The sequence below is a fragment of the Citrobacter sp. VF227 genome, assembly GCF_052950715.1.
The window spans coordinates 50,244-70,802 of sequence record NZ_JBRFVF010000007.1 but is presented as its reverse complement, the minus strand read 5'-3'; the positions used below and the strand labels follow the sequence as shown (position 1 = coordinate 70,802).

Here is a 20,559-nt window from a genome sequence, read left to right as displayed (position 1 = left end):
ACAACCTGACGCTGTCTGTCGCGTCATTCTTTCACCCTTCAATAGAAATACGAATCATGCTCATTGTTATTTACACTCGCAATAACTGTGTTCAGTGCCACGCCACCAAGAAAGCGATGGAAAGCCGTGGCCTCGACTTTGAGATGGTGAACGTCGATTTACAGCCCGACCAGGCTGATAGCTTGCGCGCTCAAGGCTTTCGCCAGCTACCGGTCGTGGTCGCAGGGGAAACCAGTTGGTCAGGATTTCGCCCGGATATGATCAACCGTCTGCGTCCTGAACCTCAAGTGGTCAGCGCATGAGTCAACTCGTCTACTTTTCCAGCAGCTCCGAAAATACGCACCGCTTTATGCAGCGTCTGGGGATGCCTGCCATTCGCATCCCGCTTAATGAACGCGAGCGGATCCGGGTAGACGAACCTTACATTTTAATCGTGCCGTCCTATGGTGGTGGCGGCACGGCTGGCGCTGTTCCGAGACAGGTGATCCGCTTTTTAAACGATACGCACAACCGGGCGTTAATCCGTGGCGTGATCGCCTCCGGCAACCGCAATTTCGGTGATGCCTACGGTCGCGCGGGTGATGTCATTTCACAAAAATGCGGCGTGCCGTGGCTTTATCGTTTTGAGCTAATGGGCACCCAAAGCGATATCAACAACGTTCGAAAAGGAGTGAGCGAATTTTGGCAACGACAACCGCAGAACGTGTAATGCAGCAGACGCTGGATTATCACGCCCTGAACGCCATGCTGAATCTGTACGATAAAGCCGGGCGCATTCAGTTCGACAAAGACCATCAGGCGGTGGAGGCTTTCTTTGCCGCCCACGTCCGCCCCAATTCGGTGGCGTTTGCCAGCCAGCAGGCGCGTCTCGAAACGTTGGTGGATGAAGGCTACTACGATGCCAGCGTGTTAAGCCGCTACAATCGCGCGTTTGTGCTGAAGCTATTTGACCACGCCCACGCCAGTGGATTCCGTTTTCAGACATTCCTCGGCGCATGGAAGTTCTACACCAGCTATACGCTGAAAACGTTCGACGGTAAGCGCTATCTGGAAGACTTTGAGGATCGGGTGACGATGGTGGCGCTCACTCTGGCGCAGGGCGATGAAGCGCTTGCGACGCAACTGACCGATGAAATGCTCTCCGGGCGCTTTCAGCCCGCCACGCCAACCTTTTTAAACTGCGGTAAACAGCAACGCGGCGAGCTGGTCTCCTGTTTCCTGTTACGTATTGAAGACAACATGGAGTCAATCGGACGCGCGGTCAACTCGGCGCTGCAGCTCTCCAAACGCGGCGGCGGCGTGGCTTTTTTGCTCTCTAACCTGCGCGAGGCGGGTGCGCCCATTAAACGCATTGAGAACCAGTCCTCCGGGGTGATCCCGGTCATGAAAATGCTGGAAGATGCGTTTTCTTATGCAAATCAGCTCGGTGCGCGTCAGGGCGCGGGCGCGGTGTACCTGCACGCGCACCATCCGGATATTTTGCGTTTTCTAGATACTAAACGTGAAAACGCCGACGAAAAAATCCGTATCAAAACGCTCTCGCTTGGCGTGGTAATCCCCGACATCACCTTCCGGTTGGCGAAAGAAAATGCCCGGATGGCGCTGTTTTCACCGTATGACGTGGAACGCATTTACGGCAAACCGTTCGGTGATATCGCCGTGAGTGAACGGTATGACGAACTGGTCGCCGACGAACGCGTACGCAAAAAATACATTAACGCCCGCGATTTCTTCCAGCGGCTGGCAGAGATCCAGTTCGAGTCAGGCTACCCATACATCATGTTTGAAGACACGGTGAATCGTGCCAATCCAATTGCCGGTCGGATCAATATGAGCAATCTGTGCTCAGAGATTTTGCAGGTTAACAGCGCCTCCACCTACGATGAAAACCTCAATTACGCGCATACAGGGCATGATATCTCCTGCAATCTCGGCTCGTTGAACATTGCCCATACCATGGATTCACCCGACTTTGGCCGCACCGTGGAGACAGCTGTTCGCGGCTTAACCGCCGTTTCGGACATGAGCCATATTCGCAGCGTACCCTCGATTGAAGCAGGAAACAGCGCGTCGCACGCGATTGGCCTTGGGCAGATGAACCTGCACGGGTATCTGGCGCGGGAAGGGATTGCCTATGGTTCGCCGGAAGGACTGGATTTCACCAATCTCTATTTCTACACCATCACCTGGCATGCATTGAATACATCGATGAAGCTCGCCCGCGAGCGCGGTAAAACCTTTGCCGGATTCCAGCAGTCCCGCTACGCCAGCGGCGAGTATTTTAGCCAGTATCTGCAGGGCGACTGGCAGCCAAAAACCGACAAGGTCCGCACACTGTTTGCCGCCAGCGGCATTACGCTACCGACGCGCGCGATGTGGGCGCAACTGCGTGAAGATGTGATGCGCTACGGTATTTATAACCAGAATTTACAGGCGGTTCCGCCCACTGGTTCTATCTCCTACATCAACCATGCCACGTCAAGCATTCATCCGATTGTGTCGAAAGTGGAGATTCGTAAAGAGGGCAAAACCGGGCGCGTTTACTACCCTGCCCCGTTCATGACCAATGAAAATCTGGCCTTGTATCAGGATGCCTGGGAGATTGGTCCGCAAAAAATCATCGATACCTACGCTGAGGCAACGCGCCATGTCGATCAGGGGCTTTCACTGACGCTCTTTTTCCCCGATACCGCCACTACGCGCGATATCAACAAAGCGCAGATTTACGCCTGGCGTAAGGGCATCAAATCGCTGTACTACATCCGACTACGTCAGTTGGCGCTGGAAGGGACCGAAATAGAAGGCTGCGTGTCATGCGCGCTGTAAGGAGAACAAAATGACATTATCCCGCGTTAGCGCCATCAACTGGAACAAGATTGAGGATAATAAAGATCTCGAAGTCTGGAATCGCCTGACCAGTAACTTCTGGCTACCGGAAAAAGTTCCGCTTTCCAATGATATCCCGGCCTGGCAAACGTTGAACGCTGCTGAACAGCAACTGACGATCCGCGTTTTTACCGGGCTGACGCTGCTCGACACCATTCAGAATATTGCCGGCGCGCCAGCATTAATGGCAGATTCATTAACACCGCATGAAGAGGCGGTGCTGTCGAATATCAGTTTTATGGAAGCGGTGCACGCCCGTTCCTACAGCTCTATTTTTTCCACCCTGTGCCAGACCAAAGATGTGGATGCGGCTTACGCCTGGAGTGAAGAAAGTCCCCCACTCCAGCGCAAAGCACAGATCGTTTTGGCACATTACGCCAGCGACGAACCGCTGAAGAAGAAAATTGCCAGCGTGTTTCTGGAATCTTTCCTGTTCTATTCCGGTTTCTGGTTGCCGATGTATTTTTCCAGCCGCGGCAAATTGACCAATACTGCCGATCTTATTCGTCTGATCATTCGTGATGAAGCCGTTCATGGGTATTACATTGGTTATAAATTTCAAAAAGGTCTGGAACATATTTCCGAATCCGCACGTGAGGAGTTAAAGAATTTTGCCTTCGACCTGTTGATGGAATTGTATGATAACGAAGCGCGCTATACGGAAGAATTGTATGCAAAGACCGGTTGGGTAGATGACGTCAAAGCCTTCCTTTGTTACAACGCCAATAAGGCATTAATGAATTTGGGATATGAGGCATTATTCCCGCCAGAAATGGCGGAGGTCAATCCGGCAATCCTTGCCGCACTATCGCCTAACGCTGACGAAAACCACGATTTCTTCTCGGGTTCTGGCTCATCTTACGTGATGGGAAAAGCGGTCGAAACTGAAGACGACGACTGGAATTTCTAGCACTCATTTTCGCGGGAAATTCCTTACAATTTTCGCGGAAATATTTTAACAGGATCACACTTTTATCGCGCAAATATAATTGTGTGATCTACACTCAATACCAGCCGCATTATTCGCCTGCATTTCATCAATTCAGGCGTTTTTCCCTTGCCATTTACAAAAAATATCAAGCAACTCACATTCGCGTTCAGCCCTTATATCATGGGAAATCCCGCCACCTGGCCTTCGGCAATATTCGTGCCACAGCCAAATTCAGGGTTGTCTCAGATTCTCAGTATGTTAGGGTAGAAAAAGGTCACTATTTCCATCAGGTAATATATCGATATAAACAAATAACAGGAATCATTCTATTGCATGGCAATTAAATTAGAAGTTAAAAATCTCTATAAGATATTTGGAGAGCATCCGCAGAGAGCCTTCAAATATATTGAAAAAGGACTTTCAAAAGAGCAGATTCTGGATAAAACAGGGCTATCGCTTGGCGTTAAGAACGCCAGTCTGGCCATTGAAGAAGGCGAGATATTTGTCATCATGGGATTATCTGGTTCGGGTAAATCCACAATGGTACGCCTTCTCAATCGCCTGATTGAACCCACCCGCGGACAGGTATTGATTGACGGTGTAGACATCGCCCGGATATCCGATGCCGAGCTTCGCGAGGTGCGCAGAAAAAAGATTGCGATGGTCTTCCAGTCCTTTGCCCTGATGCCGCACATGACGGTTCTGGACAATACGGCATTCGGTATGGAATTAGCCGGTGTTGGCGCCGATGAACGTCGTGAAAAAGCCTTAGATGCGCTACGTCAGGTTGGTCTGGAGAATTACGCTCACGGATACCCGGATGAACTCTCCGGAGGGATGCGCCAGCGTGTGGGACTTGCCCGTGCGTTAGCCATTAATCCTGACATCTTATTAATGGATGAGGCTTTCTCAGCACTCGATCCTTTAATTCGTACAGAGATGCAGGATGAACTAGTAAAACTGCAGTCGAAGCATCAACGTACCGTGGTCTTTATTTCGCACGACCTCGACGAAGCCATGCGTATTGGCGACAGAATTGCCATTATGCAAAACGGTGAAGTGGTGCAGGTCGGTACGCCAGATGAAATTCTGAATAATCCGGCCAATGATTATGTCCGCACCTTCTTCCGTGGCGTTGATATTAGCCAGGTCTTCAGTGCGAAAGATATATCGCGCCGTAGCCCCGAGGGTTTAATTCGAAAAACGCCCGGGGTGGGCCCACGTTCTGCGCTGCAATTATTGCAGGACAAAGATCGCGAATATGGTTATGTGATCGAGCGAGGCAACAAATTCGTCGGTGTTGTCTCTATCGACTCATTAAAAACAGCGTTAAGTCAGGCGCAAGGTATTGAAGCGGCATTGATCGATGAACCGCTAGCCGTCGATGCACAAACTCCTCTCAGCGAGTTGCTTTCTCATGTCGGCCAGGCCCCGTGCGCGGTGCCGGTTGTTGATGAGGAACAGCAGTATGTGGGCGTCATTTCAAAACGCATGCTGTTACAGGCTTTAGATCGTGAGGGGGTAAACAATGGCTGATCAAACTAATCCGTGGGATACCACACCAGCGACTGACAGCGCCGCACAAACTGCCGATGCCTGGAGTACGCCATCCGGTGCGCCCGCTGACGGCGGTGGCGCGGACTGGCTGACCAGCGCCCCCGCGCCGGCGCCAGAGCATTTCAATATTATGGATCCGTTCCATAAAACGCTGATCCCGCTCGATAGCTGGGTCACTGAGGGGATCGACTGGGTTGTTACTCATTTCCGTCCGGTCTTCCAGGGCATTCGTGTCCCGGTGGATTACATTCTCAACGGCTTTCAACAGCTGCTGTTAGGTATGCCAGCCCCGGCGGCGATTATCCTGTTCGCCTTGATTGCCTGGCAGATTTCCGGCGTTGGAATGGGCGTTGCTACGCTGATTTCATTGATTGCAATCGGTGCCATCGGCGCGTGGTCGCAGGCCATGATAACCCTGGCACTGGTGCTGACTGCGCTGCTGTTCTGCGTGGTGATCGGTCTGCCGATGGGGATCTGGTTAGCACGTAGCCCTCGGGCGGCAAAAATTGTTCGCCCGCTGCTGGATGCGATGCAAACCACACCTGCGTTCGTCTATCTGGTGCCGATTGTCATGCTGTTCGGTATTGGTAACGTCCCGGGCGTGGTGGTGACGATTATCTTCGCCCTGCCGCCAATTGTGCGTCTGACCATTCTGGGGATTAACCAGGTGCCAGCCGATCTGATTGAAGCCTCACGCTCGTTTGGTGCCAGCCCGCGCCAGATGCTGTTTAAAGTGCAGCTCCCGCTGGCAATGCCCACCATCATGGCCGGGGTTAACCAGACGCTGATGCTGGCGCTCTCAATGGTCGTCATCGCATCGATGATTGCCGTCGGCGGACTGGGTCAGATGGTTCTGCGCGGCATCGGTCGTCTGGATATGGGGCTTGCCACCGTTGGCGGAGTTGGGATTGTGATCCTCGCCATCATTCTCGACCGCCTGACGCAGGCCGTCGGTCGCGACTCGCGTAGCCGTGGCAACCGCCGCTGGTACACCACAGGTCCCGTTGGGCTTATCACTCGCCCTTTCACGAAGTAATTCACCCGTTGCCCGGTAGCGCATGGCTTACCGGGCCTACAATTCATTAACTTGCGCAAAATCGTTCAAGTTGCATCGCGGCGGCAAACGAATGTATCCCCGGGAGCGTACAAGTAGTACATGACTGGGGTGCATGAGTGCAGCCAACAAAGAGGCGGCTTGAAGGATGAAGTGCAATAAGGAACAACGATGCGACAGAAAATCATTATTGCCACAGCGTTTGCCACCCTTGTCTCCACCAGCGCTTTCGCTTCTGACCTGCCGGGCAAAGGCATCACCGTACAGCCAATCCAGAGCACTATCTCTGAAGAATCTTTCCAGACGCAGCTGGTCGCCCGCGCGCTGGAGAAGCTGGGTTATACCGTTAACAAAACCAGCGAAGTTGACTACAACGTCGGCTATACCTCCATTGCCTCTGGCGATGCAACGTTTACCGCTGTGAACTGGCAGCCGCTGCATGATGATATGTACGCCGCGGCGGGCGGAGATAAAAAGTTTTATCGCGAGGGGGTATTCGTTACGGGGGCGGCACAGGGTTACCTGATCGATAAAAAAACCGCTGAGCAGTACAAAATCACCAACATCGCCCAGTTAAAAGATCCGAAGATCGCCAAAATCTTTGACACCAACGGCGACGGAAAAGCAGACATGATGGGCTGCTCACCGGGCTGGGGCTGTGAAGCGGTTATTAACCACCAGAACAAAGCCTTCGATCTGGAAAAAACCGTCGAGGTCAGCCACGGGAACTATGCGGCGATGATGGCCGACACCATTACGCGTTTTAAAGAAGGCAAACCCATTCTTTACTACACCTGGACACCGTACTGGGTAAGCGACGTGATGAAACCGGGTAAAGATGTGGTCTGGCTGCAGGTGCCGTTCTCTTCCCTGCCAGGCGAACAGAAAGGCATTGATACCAAACTGCCAAACGGTGCCAACTACGGCTTCCCGGTGAACACGATGCATATCGTCGCCAATCAAGCCTGGGCGGAGAAAAACCCGGCCGCCGCGAAACTGTTCGCTATCATGAAGCTGCCGCTGGCAGATATTAACGCGCAGAACGCGATGATGCATGATGGGAAAGCCTCGGAAGCTGACGTACAGGGTCACGTTGACGGCTGGATCAAAGCCCACCAGCAACAGTTCGACGGCTGGGTGAATGAAGCGCTGGCTGCGCAGAAATAACATCGCCTGAGTGCCGGATACGCTAAGGCATATCCGGCCTGCTTCCCTCTATCTCCTCTAAACCGCACAATCCATCACCCAACAAATCAGCAACATTTAATCACTTCCGTTATGATTGTTTTCTGCAATCCATTATTCAGTTGAAAACCATGACGAAAACCACTCAGGGACTTAGCCCTTCGCTAATCCTGTTAATGTCTATCGCCACCGGCCTTGCCGTCGCCAGTAACTATTATGCACAGCCGCTGCTCGACACCATTGCGCGTAACTTTTCGCTATCTGCCAGTACTGCAGGGTTTATCGTCACCGCTGCCCAACTTGGCTATGCCGCCGGCCTGCTGTTTTTAGTACCGCTTGGCGATATGTTTGAGCGTCGAATGCTGATCGTTTCTATGACACTGTTAGCGGCAGGCGGCATGCTGATTACCGCCAGCAGCCAGTCGTTGGCCATGCTGATCCTCGGCACCGCTCTGACCGGGTTGTTCTCCGTCGTGGCACAAATTTTGGTTCCGCTGGCGGCAACGCTTGCGACGCCGGACAAGCGCGGTAAGGTTGTCGGCACAATTATGAGCGGTCTGCTGTTGGGCATTCTGCTGGCGCGCACCGTAGCGGGATTACTGGCTAATCTTGGCGGCTGGCGTACCGTATTTTGGGTCGCATCGGTATTAATGGCGCTGATGGCGATTGCGCTCTGGCGCGGCCTGCCAAAGATGAAATCAGAGACTCATCTTAACTATCCACAGCTGTTAGGCTCCGTATTCAGTCTGTTTACCCATGATAAATTGCTGCGTACCCGCGCGATGCTGGGCTGCCTGACCTTTGCTAATTTCAGTATTCTCTGGACCTCAATGGCGTTTTTGCTCGCCGCACCGCCGTTTAACTATTCCGAAGGCACCATCGGACTGTTTGGCCTGGCTGGCGCTGCCGGAGCGTTAGGTGCGCGTCCGGCGGGTGGTTTTGCCGATAAGGGAAAATCGCATCTCACCACCACTGCAGGTTTGTTATTACTGCTGCTCTCCTGGTGGGCCATCTGGTTGGGGCATAGTTCCGTACCCATGCTGATTATCGGCATCCTGGTACTGGATCTCACCGTTCAGGGTGTACATATCACCAACCAGACGGTTATCTATCGCATTCACCCAGACGCACGTAATCGCCTGACCGCCGGATACATGACCAGCTATTTTATCGGCGGGGCGGCCGGTTCGCTGATTTCAGCTTCTGCCTGGCAGCACGCCGGGTGGGCTGGCGTTTGTCTGGCAGGTATGACCGTTGCCATACTCAACCTGTTAGTCTGGTGGCGAGGTTTTCACCGCCAGGAAGCCGTAAATTAAGCGTATAGCGCATGTTTACCGTTGATTGGGCTCCGCAGGGTGTTAAGGAGCCCATCAGTCTGCTAAGGTTATAACTCATTGAACCAAGTTATATTAATTTCGGTAATGAAGCCTATAGCCCTATGGAAAGCCCTGTTCCCCAACCTGAACCCAGTTCTGCAACGCTAACTGAAGGTTTCAAAGATAGCCTGCCGATAGTCATCAGCTATATTCCAGTCGCTTTTGCTTTTGGTCTTAGTGCCACTCGTCTTGGCTTTAGTCCCGTTGAAAGCGTCTTTTTCTCCTGCATTATCTATGCTGGAGCCAGCCAGTTTGTCATCACCACGATGCTCGCCGCAGGCAGTTCACTGTGGGTCGCGGCCCTTACTGTTATGGCGATGGACGTCCGTCATATTTTGTATGGCCCTTCCCTGCGCAGCCGCATCGCTCAGCGACTGAGCAAGCCCAAAAGCGCACTATGGGCTTTTGGCCTCACCGATGAAGTCTTTGCTGCCGCAACGGCGAAGCTGGTACGGGATAACCGGCGCTGGAGTGAAAACTGGATGATCGGTATTGCGCTATGCTCCTGGGCCTCTTGGGTGTTTGGTACGGTGATCGGCGCGTTTTCCGGCAGCGGTTTACTCAAGGATTACCCGGCGGTTGAGGCGGCGTTAGGCTTCATGCTCCCGGCACTGTTCATGAGCTTCCTGCTCGCCTCTTTCCAGCGTCAACAGGCGCTCTGCGTAACTGCTGCACTGGCCGGGGCGTTAGCTGGCGTTACGCTGTTTTCCATTCCAGCAGCTATCCTTTCAGGCATTGTCTGCGGATGTCTGACCGCACTCATCCAGTCATTTTGGCAGGGAGGTCCTGATGAGCTATGAGGTTCTGCTGCTTGGCCTGCTGGTCGGCTGTGTTAACTACTGTTTCCGCTATTTGCCGCTTCGTCTTGGCGTGGGGAATGTTCGCCCGGCGAAGCGTGGCGCGATGGGGATATTACTCGACACCATTGGCATTGCATCAATTTGCGCCCTGCTGGTGGTGTCTACCGCACCGGAAGTGATGCACGACACTCGTCGGTTTGTGCCTACACTGGTGGGGTTTGTCATACTGGGCGCAAGCTTCTATAAGACCCGCAGCATCATCATTCCAACGTTACTGAGTGCTCTGGGCTATGGATTAGCCTGGAAAATGCTGGTTGGATTATAGATAAAAAAAATCATTTTAAATAAATAATACATTTACTTTATTTGTCACTGTCGTTACTATATCGGCTGAAATTAATGAGGTTATACCCAAATGGATAGTTCGTTTACGCCCATTGAACAAATGCTAAAATTTCGCGCCAGCCGCTACGAAGAGTTCCCTTATCAGGAAGTGCTTCTGACCCGTCTCTGCATGCACATGCAAGGCAAGCTGCTGGAAAACCGCAATAAGATGCTGAAAGCTCAAGGGATTAACGAGACATTGTTTATGGCGTTAATTACGCTGGAGTCTCAGGAAAACCACAGTATTCAGCCTTCTGAACTGAGTTGCGCGCTTGGATCGTCACGTACTAACGCCACCCGCATCGCGGATGAGTTAGAAAAACGTGGCTGGATCGAACGTCGTGAAAGCGATAACGATCGCCGCTGTCTGCATCTGCAATTGACCGAGAAAGGCCATGCATTTTTGCAGGAGGTGTTACCGCCTCAGCATAACTGCCTGCACCAGCTCTGGTCATCTCTTAGCACCACCGAAAAAGATCAGCTTGAGCAAATTACCCGTAAACTTCTGACCCGTCTTGATCAGATGGAGCAGGATGGCGCGGTGTTAGAAGCGCTGCGCTAAGGCGTCGACTCGCTCAGAAATCCAGATTTATAAATGAAAAAACCGACAGGCCAGCACGCATACTGCTGGCCTGTCTGATAAACAGGTCGGCTCAGCCGATGTGATAAAAAGAAGATCGTGGAGAACAACATGAGCGCAAATGCGGAGACTCAAACCCCGCAGCAACCGGTCAAGAAGAATGGCAAACGTAAAAGTATGCTTCTCCTTTTGACCTTGCTCTTTATTATCATTGCCGTGGCATATGGGATTTATTGGTTTTTAGTACTGCGTCATTACGAAGATACAGACGATGCGTACGTGGCAGGGAATCAGGTTCAAATCATGGCGCAGGTATCAGGCAGCGTGACAAAAGTCTGGGCTGATAACACTGATTTTGTTAAAGAAGGCGATGTGCTGGTCACCCTCGACCAGACTGATGCCAAACAGGCATTTGAAAAAGCCAAAACTGCGCTGGCTTCCAGCGTGCGTCAGACGCACCAGTTGATGATCAACAGCAAGCAGTTACAGGCCAGCATTGAGGTGCAGAGAACCGCGCTGGCGCAGGCACAAAGCGACTTTAATCGTCGTGTCCCGCTGGGCAACGCCAACCTGATTGGCCGCGAAGAGCTGCAACATGCGCGTGATGCCGTTGCCAGCGCTCAGGCTCAGCTTGATGTCGCTATCCAGCAGTATAATGCTAACCAGGCAATGATTCTCGGTAGCAAGCTGGAAGATCAACCCGCCGTACAACAGGCCGCCACCGAAGTGCGCGATGCCTGGCTGGCGCTGGAACGTACCAGAATCGTCAGCCCTATGACCGGCTATGTATCCCGCCGTGCCGTACAGCCAGGGGCACAGATTAGCCCAACAACGCCATTGATGGCGGTTGTCCCGGCCACTAACCTGTGGGTGGATGCCAACTTTAAAGAAACACAGCTCGCCCATATTCGTATTGGTCAACCCGCGACGGTTGTCACCGATATTTATGGCGATGACGTGAAGTATACCGGTAAAGTTGTCGGCCTCGATATGGGGACGGGCAGCGCCTTTTCACTGCTGCCGGCCCAAAACGCGACCGGTAACTGGATCAAAGTCGTCCAGCGTCTGCCGGTACGTATCGAACTGGATGAGCAGCAGTTGGCACAGCATCCACTGCGGATCGGTTTGTCTACGCTGGTTACGGTGGATACTTCCAATCGTGACGGACAAATTCTGGCAAGCCAGGTCCGCACCACGCCGGTATCAGAAAGTAATGCACGTGAAATCAACCTTGCTCCGGTCAATAAGATGATCGAAGAGATCGTGCGGGCCAACGCGGGCTAATTCAAAGGTGCGTGTGATGCAACAGCAAAAACCGCTGGAAGGCGCGCAGCTCGTCATTATGACGATCGCGCTATCCCTGGCGACATTCATGCAGGTGCTGGACTCCACCATTGCTAACGTGGCGATCCCCACTATCGCCGGGAACCTCGGCTCTTCACTGAGCCAGGGAACCTGGGTGATCACCTCATTTGGGGTGGCAAACGCTATCTCAATTCCGATCACCGGCTGGCTGGCAAAGCGCTTTGGTGAAGTAAGACTATTCATATGGTCAACGACTGCCTTCGTCATTGCATCATGGGCATGTGGGATGTCCACCAGCCTGAACATGCTGATTTTCTTCCGCGTGATCCAAGGGATTGTCGCTGGTCCATTGATTCCGCTGTCACAAAGCCTGTTACTGAATAACTATCCTCCCGCCAAACGTTCCATCGCCCTGGCGCTGTGGTCGATGACGGTGATCGTTGCCCCAATATGTGGCCCTATTCTTGGGGGTTACATCAGCGACAACTATCACTGGGGCTGGATATTTTTCATCAACGTGCCAATCGGTGCTGTAGTAGTGTTGATGACCCTGCAAACACTGCGTGGTCGGGAAACAAAAACCGAGCAGCGGCGCATCGACGCCATTGGTCTGGCACTGCTGGTCATTGGTATCGGTAGTTTGCAGATTATGCTCGACCGTGGCAAAGAGCTGGACTGGTTTGCCTCTCAGGAGATTATTCTCCTGACGGTGGTCGCCGTGGTGGCTATCAGCTTCCTGATCGTCTGGGAGCTTACCGACGAGCACCCCATTGTCGATCTCTCGCTGTTTAAGTCGCGCAACTTTACCATCGGCTGTCTGTGTATCAGCCTGGCCTATATGCTCTACTTCGGCGCCATCGTCCTGCTGCCGCAGCTATTGCAGGAGGTTTACGGCTATACGGCAACCTGGGCCGGTCTGGCGTCCGCGCCGGTAGGGATCATTCCGGTGATCCTGTCGCCAATTATCGGCCGCTTTGCGCACAAGCTGGATATGCGTCGGTTGGTGACATTCAGTTTTATTATGTACGCCGTCTGTTTCTACTGGCGCGCGTGGACGTTCGAACCGGGTATGGACTTTGGCGCATCGGCCTGGCCGCAGTTTATTCAGGGTTTCGCGGTAGCCTGCTTCTTTATGCCACTGACGACCATCACGCTGTCCGGTTTACCGCCTGAGCGTTTGGCGGCTGCATCGAGCTTGTCTAACTTTACGCGAACGCTGGCCGGCTCTATTGGTACATCGATTACAACAACGATGTGGACTAACCGTGAGTCGCTGCATCATGCGCAGCTAACGGAATCCGTTAATCCCTACAACCCAAATGCTCAGGCAATGTACGACAAGCTGCAGGATTTAGGGATGACGCACCAGCAAGCGTCAGGATGGATAGCCCAGCAAATCACTAATCAGGGTCTGATTATTTCAGCCAACGAAATCTTCTGGATGTCGGCGGGGATCTTCTTGGTTCTGCTTGGTCTGGTGTGGTTCGCTAAACCCCCCTTCGGCGCGGGCGGCGGCGGCGGTGGCGCGCACTAACTATCTGAAAAAAAGGGATCTGCGGATCCCTTTTTTATTGTGGCCAGCATCAGAAATAATATTTGAATCTCAGGCGTCCGCCGTAACGTGCATCTTCACTATTGTCGCCACTGTTCGGATCGGCCTCAACCCATGAGGCATAAGCACCGAGATAGATATTAAAGTTTTTCATATTCATTACGTTAGGGAATAAGTATGAGGCATGAATGGTGTGAATGTCATAGCTGCCCGGATCGGTGATCCAGCAGTCTTCCTCGCAAACGGCCCCCAGGTTAGCGGCATTGAAAGCATCAATATTGTTATGCGCATAGATATAGCCCAGTTCGAATCGATGCCACAACGCGTTCACCCCAGCGGTAAAATCGGTCTCATCGGTCGCGTCCATATAAGCAGTATTCAGGTTAATCACCGCGCCATCTTCCGGATCGGTTTTTTGTCCGTCCCAGGTCATGGTAAAACCATACCCCGTACGATCGGACTGATCGATCCACTTCCCGTTCTCATAATAGCCGTAGGCATTATTGACGACGTTACTTTCCATCGCCACCGCCGTCGAGAAACGCCCGTTTTGCCAGGCGATCACCGGGCGCACGTAAGCCACGTTTTTATCATTGGTTAAGTCCATTCCGTGGTACTGCTTCTCGGTATAGAGCGTACTGCCATTTTCCATCAATGTATTCACTTCAAAATACCAGTTATCGATGGTTTTACTGATCAGGAAATTACCGCCGCTGTCGCTACGTCCACGCCCCTCTTTCATCATATAAATATAGCCATAGCCATCACTGTAAAGGTCATTCGCCGTATTACCTGAATATTCAATAAACGTATCCTGATTCAGCGGGAACATATCGTACGCTTCAAAACGTCCCACCTTAATTTTCCAGTCTTTTTCCTGACCAAAAAAGAACACCGCATCATCGAGGTTCATTTTTCCGGTCAGGTCTGCCAGAGGTTGAACCGAGAATCCGGCAAAATTACCGTTATTCAGTCGTTGGTAGCCATCAAACCCCAATAGCAGACGCCCGTTGATATCCCAACGTTCATTCGTTCCAGGTGCCCAATCTTTATTTGCCGAGGTTCGGGTTGATGTCAGACTACCAGAGCGGCTTGCCGCATCCATGTTAAACTCAACGTCGCCATAGAACTTAATATCGCTAAAACCGGATAGCGTTAACTTGGGTGGATTTTCCGTAGAGGCGGTGGGTTCAGCAGACTGTACTTGCACCGTCGGCGCTGCGGCTACTTGCTGCTGCTTCAGCGAGCGAATTTGCGACTCAGCATCTGCGGCTCGCTGTTCGGCCTTAATCACGCGCTGCTCCAGCTCGGCAAGACGCTGTTCAATAGTGGTATTTGCTGCCCAAAGGTTATGCGAAAAGCAAGCGCCGACCACAAGCGCTAAATATTTCACCTTCATTTTTTATCCCTAAAGTTTAATGTATACCAGATAAGATTTGATAAAAACCCCATCCACCAGCAATGAAAAGAGTCTTTTTATTACCTGGATACCTGGCGTATTCCATTATGTTTTTCTATTAATTATTTATGTTTTTTTATTTATGTGATCGGTGTGAGATGGCATCGTTAATTATCCATTATTTTCTGCCTGCCAGATCACATTTTATTATTTAGCAGGTTATGAATTAATTGAGCGAGATTATATTCCCGTCGTAAATATAATAGCTCTGGATTATATAGCGAAATAAAAAACCCCGGTGATAAGCCGGGGTTGATTTCAATACAAGAACAGCTAATTAATAAGACTAAATATGCAATTCCTGCAGTTTCTCTTTCGGCAACGCCAGCTCTTCATTGCTGTTCACGCGCACACCATGCTCCAGAATATGACGCGCGATATCCTGTGCTTCGCTAAGAGAGTGCATCTGATACGTACCGCACTGGTAAACGTTCAGTTCCGGGATCTGATTCTGATCCTGCACTTTCAGCACGTCCGCCATCGCCGCTTTCCATGCATCGGCAACACGCTGCTCGTCCGGCGTACCAATCAGGCTCATGTAAAAGCCGGTACGGCATCCCATCGGAGAGATATCGATAATTTCAACGCCGTCACCGTTGAGGTGGTTACGCATAAAACCTGCAAACAGGTGCTCCAGCGTATGGATACCTTTCTCAGGCATCACTTCTTTGTTCGGAATGCAGAAACGTAGATCAAACACGGTGATTGCGTCGCCATGCGGGGTATTCATCGTTTTTGCAACCCGGACTGCGGGAGCTTCCATCCGGGTGTGATCGACAGTAAAACTATCTAACAACGGCATTTAGCCACCTCCGATAAATTTTTTTAAAATAATCTGAACTCTTTGTTCCGGGGCGAGTCTGAGTATATGAAAGACGCGCATTTGTTATCATCATCCCTGTTTTCAGAGATGAAATTTTGGCCACTCCCGAGTGGCCTTTTTCTTTTGTATCAAGCGTGCTTTTCCAGCCACACGCTAAACGGCTCAGTATCAGCCGCTTCTATCTCCTGCTGACGACGCTTTGAAGCCTCGGTTTCAGCAATAAATTCAGCTTCCTGCAATATTTCTAATGGCTCTTCACGCAGCAGATTTCGGTAAGCCTCACCCAGCGCTTTGCCCGTACCGCCAATGCCTTCATCAATCATAGACCGCAGGATCCGGGCAGAGAAAGTCAGTTCAGGATTGTCAAAACAGGCCACCAGTTGATCACAGATCTTCTGATACTCCTCTCCCCCATCGATGCTGTCCAGCGTTTGTGCCACACGTTTCAGATCACGGAACAGATCTTTACCCACTTTAGGCAGCGGGAACTGGGCGGCTTCACAGCCAATACCTAACGTCAGCCCTGGCTTACGACCTTCGAGAATCACACGATTCCAGTTTTTACGCGTACACAGCAATTCATCACTGCTCATTTCCGGGGCATCAGCAAGAGCACACCAGACCATAAACAGATCGAGGAAGCGCACCTGCTGCTCGTCAACGCCGATCGGTGAGAACGGATTAATATCCAGCGAGCGTACTTCGATGTATTCAATGCCGCCACGCAGAAGCGCATCAGATGGTGTTTCACCACGACGAGTAACACGTTTCGGGCGGATAGGCGCATACAGCTCATTTTCAATCTGAAGAACGTTGCTGTTGATTTGCAGGCGCTTACCCTCCTTCTCCAGACCGATCGCTGCATACTCCTCGGAAGGCGTTTTAATCGCGCGCTTTAATCCTGCCACATACTCATGCAAATCGTTAAACGTAATTCCGAGATTACTTTGCGACTTATTGGTATAGCCCAAATCACTCAGACGCAACGATGTTGCGTACGGCAGGTAGTACATCCCGCAGTCAGTTTTTTCAAACGGAAGGGTTGTCGGTTTTCCTTGCAGGAAGGAGGAACAAATGGCCGGAGAGGCGCCAAACAGATACGGGATCACCCAACCAAAACGGTAGTAGTTGCGAATCAGACGGAAGTAGCCCGCAGAGATCTTCTCTTTAGCATCTTCGCCTTCGGTTACGCCGCACTTCGCCTGCCAGAAGGCCATTGGCAGGGAGAAATTGTAGTGTACGCCGGAGATAGTCTGCATCAATGCGCCGTAACGGTTTTTAAGGCCTTCACGGTACAGCGTCTTCAGACGACCAGTATTAGACGTGCCGTACTGCGCCAGTTCGATATCCTGGCCTTCGGCAATATAGCAAGGCATGCTCAACGGCCACATACGCTCGTCGCCCAGGTTTCTGGCGGTATACCGATGCAGGTCGCGCATGAACGTGAGCATTTTCTCAATGTCATCGCCTGGCGGAGTGATAAATTCCAGCAGCGCTTCGGCAAAGTCAGTCGTTATCCATTTATGCGTTAGCGCTGAGCCTAACACCTCAGGATGGCCTGTTGTTGCTAATGACCCGTCTGCATTAACACGCAGCGTTTCGCGCTCCAGCCCACGTTGAATCCCCTTTAACGCCTGAGGATGGTTTTCCAGCCAGGCCAGCGCCTGTGATACGTCCGGGATCAAATTGACCTCCCGCCTGTCAAAATCGTTTTAATTAGCATAATGGTATTGGTTACCCTGAAGGCTATCTCACAACACAATTAGTGCCACCACATAATGCCTTGCGTCGTAACCGCCGCGACAACAACATAGCGCAGCGCCTTGCCAAGGCATAAGAAAAAGAGAACTGGACCCCACGAGATGCGCATCCATCCAGCTAACAGGCACAATAAATCACCTATAACCGGCATCCAGCTTAATAATAGTGTGACAGCGCCATAGCGCCGCAGCCAGCCAGTGGCTTTTTCTTGCCAGCGCGATGTTTTACGCAATGGAAAGAAACGCCCAAGGATAACGTTAGTTAACCCTCCAAGGCTATTACCCATTGTTGCTGTTAAGACTAAGACCCAGGGATGACTTACCCCGGAGACCAGCAAAGCAACTAAAACAACTTCAGAATTGCCGGGTAATAGCGTGGCGCTGAGAAAACTGCTGGCAAACAGTGACAGGAGCGACAGTCCATCACTCACAATAACCGGACATCCACGGCGTCCATTCCTGCGGCACGCGCCGCCTGAAGTCCAAAATCGGCATCTTCAAACACGACGCAACGCGCCGGTTCAACACCCATGCGTTCAGCACAGAGCAAAAACGTATCAGGAGCAGGTTTGTGGCGTTGTACGTGATCGGCTGCGACGACAGCATCAAAATAGCGACGCAGTCCAAGGTGAGCGAGCAGCACTTCTGCAATCGCGCTCTCACTCCCCGTTCCTACCGCCATAGGCCGACGCCCATGCCAGGCTTTCACGACGTCAACCAACGGCAGAGGCTGGACGCTGTCCAGCAACATGCTTCTCACCTTGTCGGTTTTCTCACGCGCTAAGGCATGGGGATCAAGATCGGCATGATTCAATTCAATTACCGACTGGGCAATACGCCACGTTGGGGAGCCATTGAGGGCGACCATGGCTTGTTCATCAAAACGCAACCCATAATGCCCCAATACCTCATGCCACGCCTTACGGTGTGTTGGCTCGGTATCCAGGATGGTGCCATCCATATCAAAAATCAAACCCGCATAACGTTCGTACATCGTCTTCTCACAAGCCGAATGACCAGACGTTATTTTATCGTAATTGATTGATTTTGTCGCTGACAGCGAATGAAGAGGGTTCTGAGTGTTGGTGGAAATGATTCAACGGGGGAAAAGTACTGGTGATTATCTCGCAGACCATGAAACAACAGTTTTGCTGCTATCTCGGAGAAGATGGTGCATCCGGGAGGATTACTCGGCTGCGCCTCGCCCTGCGGGCCGTTGCTGAAGCAACGTTATCCTCCCTGGTGCTCGCGATTATCTCGCAGACCATGAAACAACAGTTTTGCTGTTGTCTCGGAGAATATGGTGCATCCGGGAGGATTCGAACCTCCGACCGCTCGGTTCGTAGCCGAGTACTCTATCCAGCTGAGCTACGGATGCATCAGGAAACTTGCTTTACTGCCGATATTGATATCGAAATAAGTGATACCAAGTAAGAGATGGTGCATCCGGGAGGATTACTCGGCTGCGCCTCGCCCTGCGGGCCGTTGCTGAAGCAACGTTATCCTCCCTGGTGCTCGCGATTATCTCGCAGACCATGAAACAACAGTTTTGCTGTTGTCTCGGATAATATGGTGCATCCGGGAGGATTCGAACCTCCGACCGCTCGGTTCGTAGCCGAGTACTCTATCCAGCTGAGCTACGGATGCATCAGGAAACTTGCTTTACTGCCGATATTGATATCGAAATAAGTGATATCAAGTAAGAGATGGTGCATCCGGGAGGATTACTCGGCTGCGCCTCGCCCTGCGGGCCGTTGCTGAAGCAACGTTATCCTCCCTAGTGCTCGCGATTATCTCGCAGACCATGAAACAACAGTTTTGCTGTTGTCTCGGAGAATATGGTGCATCCGGGAGGATTCGAACCTCCGACCGCTCGGTTCGTAGCCGAGTACTCTATCCAGCTGAGCTACGGATGCATCAGGGAAACTTACTTACTGCAGATTTGATATCACTGCTAAAGTGATATCGTTTTCCGTAACAACGCTAATGCATTATTGCAGAGAAAATGGTGCATCCGGGAGGATTCGAACCTCCGACCGCTCGGTTCGTAGCCGAGTACTCTATCCAGCTGAGCTACGGATGCAAATGGCGGTGAGGCGGGGATTCGAACCCCGGATGCAGCTTTTGACCGCATACTCCCTTAGCAGGGGAGCGCCTTCAGCCTCTCGGCCACCTCACCAACACGCCTCTTACGAGTGCTTCGAAGAACTTGTTTCTGCTCATCGTCGCTGCGTGGCGCACATATTACTTTCTGGGACTTATAAGTCAAACAATTTTTCCAGCGCTTTTATCGTTTGCACATTTCACGCGCAATTAGTCTGCAAAAACGGCAAAAAGAGTGTTTTATCAACAGATAAATTGGCAATTCTCTGAAGCAATGAACAAACGGAAAATTCGCAGGGAACGGCAATACGTGTAAGGGAATCGAGAAAACAAGGAAGGCAAAGAAGAAAAGTTAAGAAAAAGGACAACTCAATCAGGTTGCGCCTCACCAGAAAGGTGAGACGCGAAAACCTTAGTAACTGGACTGCTGGGATTTTTCAGCCTGGATACGCTGGTAGATCTCTTCCCGATGGACAGAAACTTCTTTCGGGGCGTTTACGCCGATGCGCACCTGGTTGCCCTTCACCCCTAAAACTGTCACGGTGACCTCATCGCCTATCATGAGGGTCTCACCAACTCGACGAGTCAGAATCAGCATTCTTTGCTCCTTGAAAGATTAAAAGAGTCGGGTCTCTCTGTATCCCGGCATTATCCATCATATAACGCCAAAAAGTAAGCGATGACAAACACCTAAGTGTAAGCAGTCACGGCATCACATTCTGTTAAACCTAAGTTTAGCCGATATACACAACTTCAACCTGACTTTATCGTTGTCGATAGCGTTGATTCGCATGCCGTAACTTG

Annotated in this window: 19 protein-coding genes and 5 tRNA genes; 13 read left to right on the top strand and 11 right to left on the bottom strand. The window is 51.6% G+C overall.

All coding sequences use genetic code 11. The features are described from left to right. Positions 1-56: 56 nt before the first annotated feature. The 13 genes from nrdH to emrB all read left to right on the top strand — a co-directional run bounded on the left by nrdH (position 57) and on the right by emrB (position 13,592). Complete coding sequence (gene nrdH, locus ACU8YC_RS19320; RefSeq protein WP_151218170.1) at positions 57-302, top strand: glutaredoxin-like protein NrdH; 246 nt, start codon at positions 57-59, stop codon at positions 300-302. Then, a complete protein-coding gene (nrdI, locus tag ACU8YC_RS19315; RefSeq protein WP_210905299.1) occupies positions 299-709 on the top strand; it encodes a class Ib ribonucleoside-diphosphate reductase assembly flavoprotein NrdI in 411 nt (136 codons plus the stop codon). The genes nrdH and nrdI overlap by 4 nt, the downstream gene beginning before the upstream one ends. Further along, positions 682-2,826 (top strand): class 1b ribonucleoside-diphosphate reductase subunit alpha, encoded by a 2,145-nt coding sequence (nrdE, locus tag ACU8YC_RS19310; protein ID WP_446895658.1) that lies wholly within the window; start codon positions 682-684, stop codon positions 2,824-2,826. Before nrdI ends, nrdE begins: the two co-directional genes overlap by 28 nt. A gap of 10 nt (positions 2,827-2,836) precedes the next feature. Then, on the top strand, positions 2,837-3,796 hold the full coding sequence (gene nrdF, locus ACU8YC_RS19305; protein WP_151218172.1) for a class 1b ribonucleoside-diphosphate reductase subunit beta: 960 nt from the start codon (positions 2,837-2,839) through the stop codon (positions 3,794-3,796). A gap of 354 nt (positions 3,797-4,150) precedes the next feature. After that, positions 4,151-5,353: a glycine betaine/L-proline ABC transporter ATP-binding protein ProV gene (gene proV, locus ACU8YC_RS19300; RefSeq protein ID WP_151218173.1), complete on the top strand. Its 1,203-nt coding sequence runs from the start codon at positions 4,151-4,153 to the stop codon at positions 5,351-5,353. Continuing rightward, positions 5,346-6,410 (top strand): glycine betaine/L-proline ABC transporter permease ProW, encoded by a 1,065-nt coding sequence (proW, locus tag ACU8YC_RS19295; RefSeq protein WP_210905301.1) that lies wholly within the window; start codon positions 5,346-5,348, stop codon positions 6,408-6,410. The genes proV and proW overlap by 8 nt, the downstream gene beginning before the upstream one ends. Before the next feature lie 189 nt (positions 6,411-6,599). After that, a complete protein-coding gene (gene proX, locus ACU8YC_RS19290) occupies positions 6,600-7,595 on the top strand; it encodes a glycine betaine/L-proline ABC transporter substrate-binding protein ProX (protein ID WP_446895657.1) in 996 nt (331 codons plus the stop codon). 149 nt (positions 7,596-7,744) lie between these two features. Continuing rightward, entirely contained in the window at positions 7,745-8,929 is a 1,185-nt protein-coding gene (locus tag ACU8YC_RS19285) for an MFS transporter (protein WP_187253094.1), read from the top strand. A gap of 122 nt (positions 8,930-9,051) precedes the next feature. Beyond that, complete coding sequence (locus ACU8YC_RS19280) at positions 9,052-9,789, top strand: AzlC family ABC transporter permease (protein WP_151218177.1); 738 nt, start codon at positions 9,052-9,054, stop codon at positions 9,787-9,789. Then, positions 9,779-10,114: an L-valine transporter subunit YgaH gene (ygaH, locus tag ACU8YC_RS19275; protein ID WP_151218178.1), complete on the top strand. Its 336-nt coding sequence runs from the start codon at positions 9,779-9,781 to the stop codon at positions 10,112-10,114. The genes ACU8YC_RS19280 and ygaH overlap by 11 nt, the downstream gene beginning before the upstream one ends. 90 nt (positions 10,115-10,204) lie before the next feature. Further along, on the top strand, positions 10,205-10,735 hold the full coding sequence (emrR, locus tag ACU8YC_RS19270; RefSeq protein ID WP_003037300.1) for a multidrug efflux transporter EmrAB transcriptional repressor EmrR: 531 nt from the start codon (positions 10,205-10,207) through the stop codon (positions 10,733-10,735). A gap of 129 nt (positions 10,736-10,864) precedes the next feature. After that, a complete protein-coding gene (gene emrA / locus ACU8YC_RS19265) occupies positions 10,865-12,037 on the top strand; it encodes a multidrug efflux MFS transporter periplasmic adaptor subunit EmrA (RefSeq protein WP_151224236.1) in 1,173 nt (390 codons plus the stop codon). Positions 12,038-12,053: 16 nt separating this feature from the next. Continuing rightward, positions 12,054-13,592, top strand: coding sequence for a multidrug efflux MFS transporter permease subunit EmrB (gene emrB, locus ACU8YC_RS19260; RefSeq protein ID WP_151218180.1), 1,539 nt, complete (start codon positions 12,054-12,056; stop codon positions 13,590-13,592). A 49-nt stretch (positions 13,593-13,641) separates the two neighbouring features. On the opposite strand, the gene ACU8YC_RS19255 is transcribed toward emrB, so the two are convergent. The 11 genes from ACU8YC_RS19255 to csrA all read right to left on the bottom strand — a co-directional run bounded on the left by ACU8YC_RS19255 (position 13,642) and on the right by csrA (position 20,353). Next, positions 13,642-15,009: a carbohydrate porin gene (locus ACU8YC_RS19255; RefSeq protein ID WP_151218181.1), complete on the bottom strand. Its 1,368-nt coding sequence runs from the start codon at positions 15,007-15,009 to the stop codon at positions 13,642-13,644. A 346-nt stretch (positions 15,010-15,355) separates the two neighbouring features. After that, positions 15,356-15,871, bottom strand: a complete 516-nt coding sequence (gene luxS / locus ACU8YC_RS19250) for an S-ribosylhomocysteine lyase (protein WP_370619758.1) — start codon at positions 15,869-15,871, stop codon at positions 15,356-15,358. 149 nt (positions 15,872-16,020) lie between these two features. Continuing rightward, positions 16,021-17,577: a glutamate--cysteine ligase gene (gene gshA, locus ACU8YC_RS19245; protein WP_151218183.1), complete on the bottom strand. Its 1,557-nt coding sequence runs from the start codon at positions 17,575-17,577 to the stop codon at positions 16,021-16,023. Positions 17,578-17,654: 77 nt separating this feature from the next. Beyond that, positions 17,655-18,083, bottom strand: a complete 429-nt coding sequence (locus ACU8YC_RS19240; protein WP_151218184.1) for a YqaA family protein — start codon at positions 18,081-18,083, stop codon at positions 17,655-17,657. Then, complete coding sequence (gene yqaB / locus ACU8YC_RS19235; RefSeq protein ID WP_446895656.1) at positions 18,080-18,646, bottom strand: fructose-1-phosphate/6-phosphogluconate phosphatase; 567 nt, start codon at positions 18,644-18,646, stop codon at positions 18,080-18,082. Before yqaB ends, ACU8YC_RS19240 begins: the two co-directional genes overlap by 4 nt. A gap of 307 nt (positions 18,647-18,953) precedes the next feature. Beyond that, a tRNA-Arg gene (locus ACU8YC_RS19230) sits at positions 18,954-19,030 on the bottom strand. Positions 19,031-19,222: 192 nt separating this feature from the next. Further along, a tRNA-Arg gene (locus ACU8YC_RS19225) sits at positions 19,223-19,299 on the bottom strand. 192 nt (positions 19,300-19,491) lie between these two features. After that, positions 19,492-19,568: transfer RNA gene (locus ACU8YC_RS19220), tRNA-Arg, on the bottom strand. A gap of 90 nt (positions 19,569-19,658) precedes the next feature. Beyond that, positions 19,659-19,735 (bottom strand) — tRNA-Arg (locus ACU8YC_RS19215). Between the two features lie 3 nt (positions 19,736-19,738). Next, positions 19,739-19,831, bottom strand: a tRNA-Ser gene (locus ACU8YC_RS19210). A 336-nt stretch (positions 19,832-20,167) separates the two neighbouring features. Further along, positions 20,168-20,353: a carbon storage regulator CsrA gene (gene csrA, locus ACU8YC_RS19205; protein ID WP_000906486.1), complete on the bottom strand. Its 186-nt coding sequence runs from the start codon at positions 20,351-20,353 to the stop codon at positions 20,168-20,170. Positions 20,354-20,559 lie beyond the last annotated feature (206 nt).

Bases quoted from the DNA above. Each gene is read 5' to 3' on its own strand.
- proX (WP_446895657.1), top strand. From the start codon at position 6,600: ATGCGACAGAAAATCATTATTGCCACAGCGTTTGCCACCCTTGTCTCC.
- ACU8YC_RS19280 (WP_151218177.1), top strand. From the start codon at position 9,052: ATGGAAAGCCCTGTTCCCCAACCTGAACCCAGTTCTGCAACGCTAACT.
- luxS (WP_370619758.1), bottom strand. From the start codon at position 15,871: ATGCCGTTGTTAGATAGTTTTACTGTCGATCACACCCGGATGGAAGCT.
- nrdI (WP_210905299.1), top strand. From the start codon at position 299: ATGAGTCAACTCGTCTACTTTTCCAGCAGCTCCGAAAATACGCACCGC.
- nrdH (WP_151218170.1), top strand. From the start codon at position 57: ATGCTCATTGTTATTTACACTCGCAATAACTGTGTTCAGTGCCACGCC.
- nrdF (WP_151218172.1), top strand. From the start codon at position 2,837: ATGACATTATCCCGCGTTAGCGCCATCAACTGGAACAAGATTGAGGAT.
- emrB (WP_151218180.1), top strand. From the start codon at position 12,054: ATGCAACAGCAAAAACCGCTGGAAGGCGCGCAGCTCGTCATTATGACG.
- yqaB (WP_446895656.1), bottom strand. From the start codon at position 18,646: ATGTACGAACGTTATGCGGGTTTGATTTTTGATATGGATGGCACCATC.
- csrA (WP_000906486.1), bottom strand. From the start codon at position 20,353: ATGCTGATTCTGACTCGTCGAGTTGGTGAGACCCTCATGATAGGCGAT.
- emrA (WP_151224236.1), top strand. From the start codon at position 10,865: ATGAGCGCAAATGCGGAGACTCAAACCCCGCAGCAACCGGTCAAGAAG.
- ACU8YC_RS19255 (WP_151218181.1), bottom strand. From the start codon at position 15,009: ATGAAGGTGAAATATTTAGCGCTTGTGGTCGGCGCTTGCTTTTCGCAT.
- emrR (WP_003037300.1), top strand. From the start codon at position 10,205: ATGGATAGTTCGTTTACGCCCATTGAACAAATGCTAAAATTTCGCGCC.
- proV (WP_151218173.1), top strand. From the start codon at position 4,151: ATGGCAATTAAATTAGAAGTTAAAAATCTCTATAAGATATTTGGAGAG.
- ygaH (WP_151218178.1), top strand. From the start codon at position 9,779: ATGAGCTATGAGGTTCTGCTGCTTGGCCTGCTGGTCGGCTGTGTTAAC.
- ACU8YC_RS19285 (WP_187253094.1), top strand. From the start codon at position 7,745: ATGACGAAAACCACTCAGGGACTTAGCCCTTCGCTAATCCTGTTAATG.
- proW (WP_210905301.1), top strand. From the start codon at position 5,346: ATGGCTGATCAAACTAATCCGTGGGATACCACACCAGCGACTGACAGC.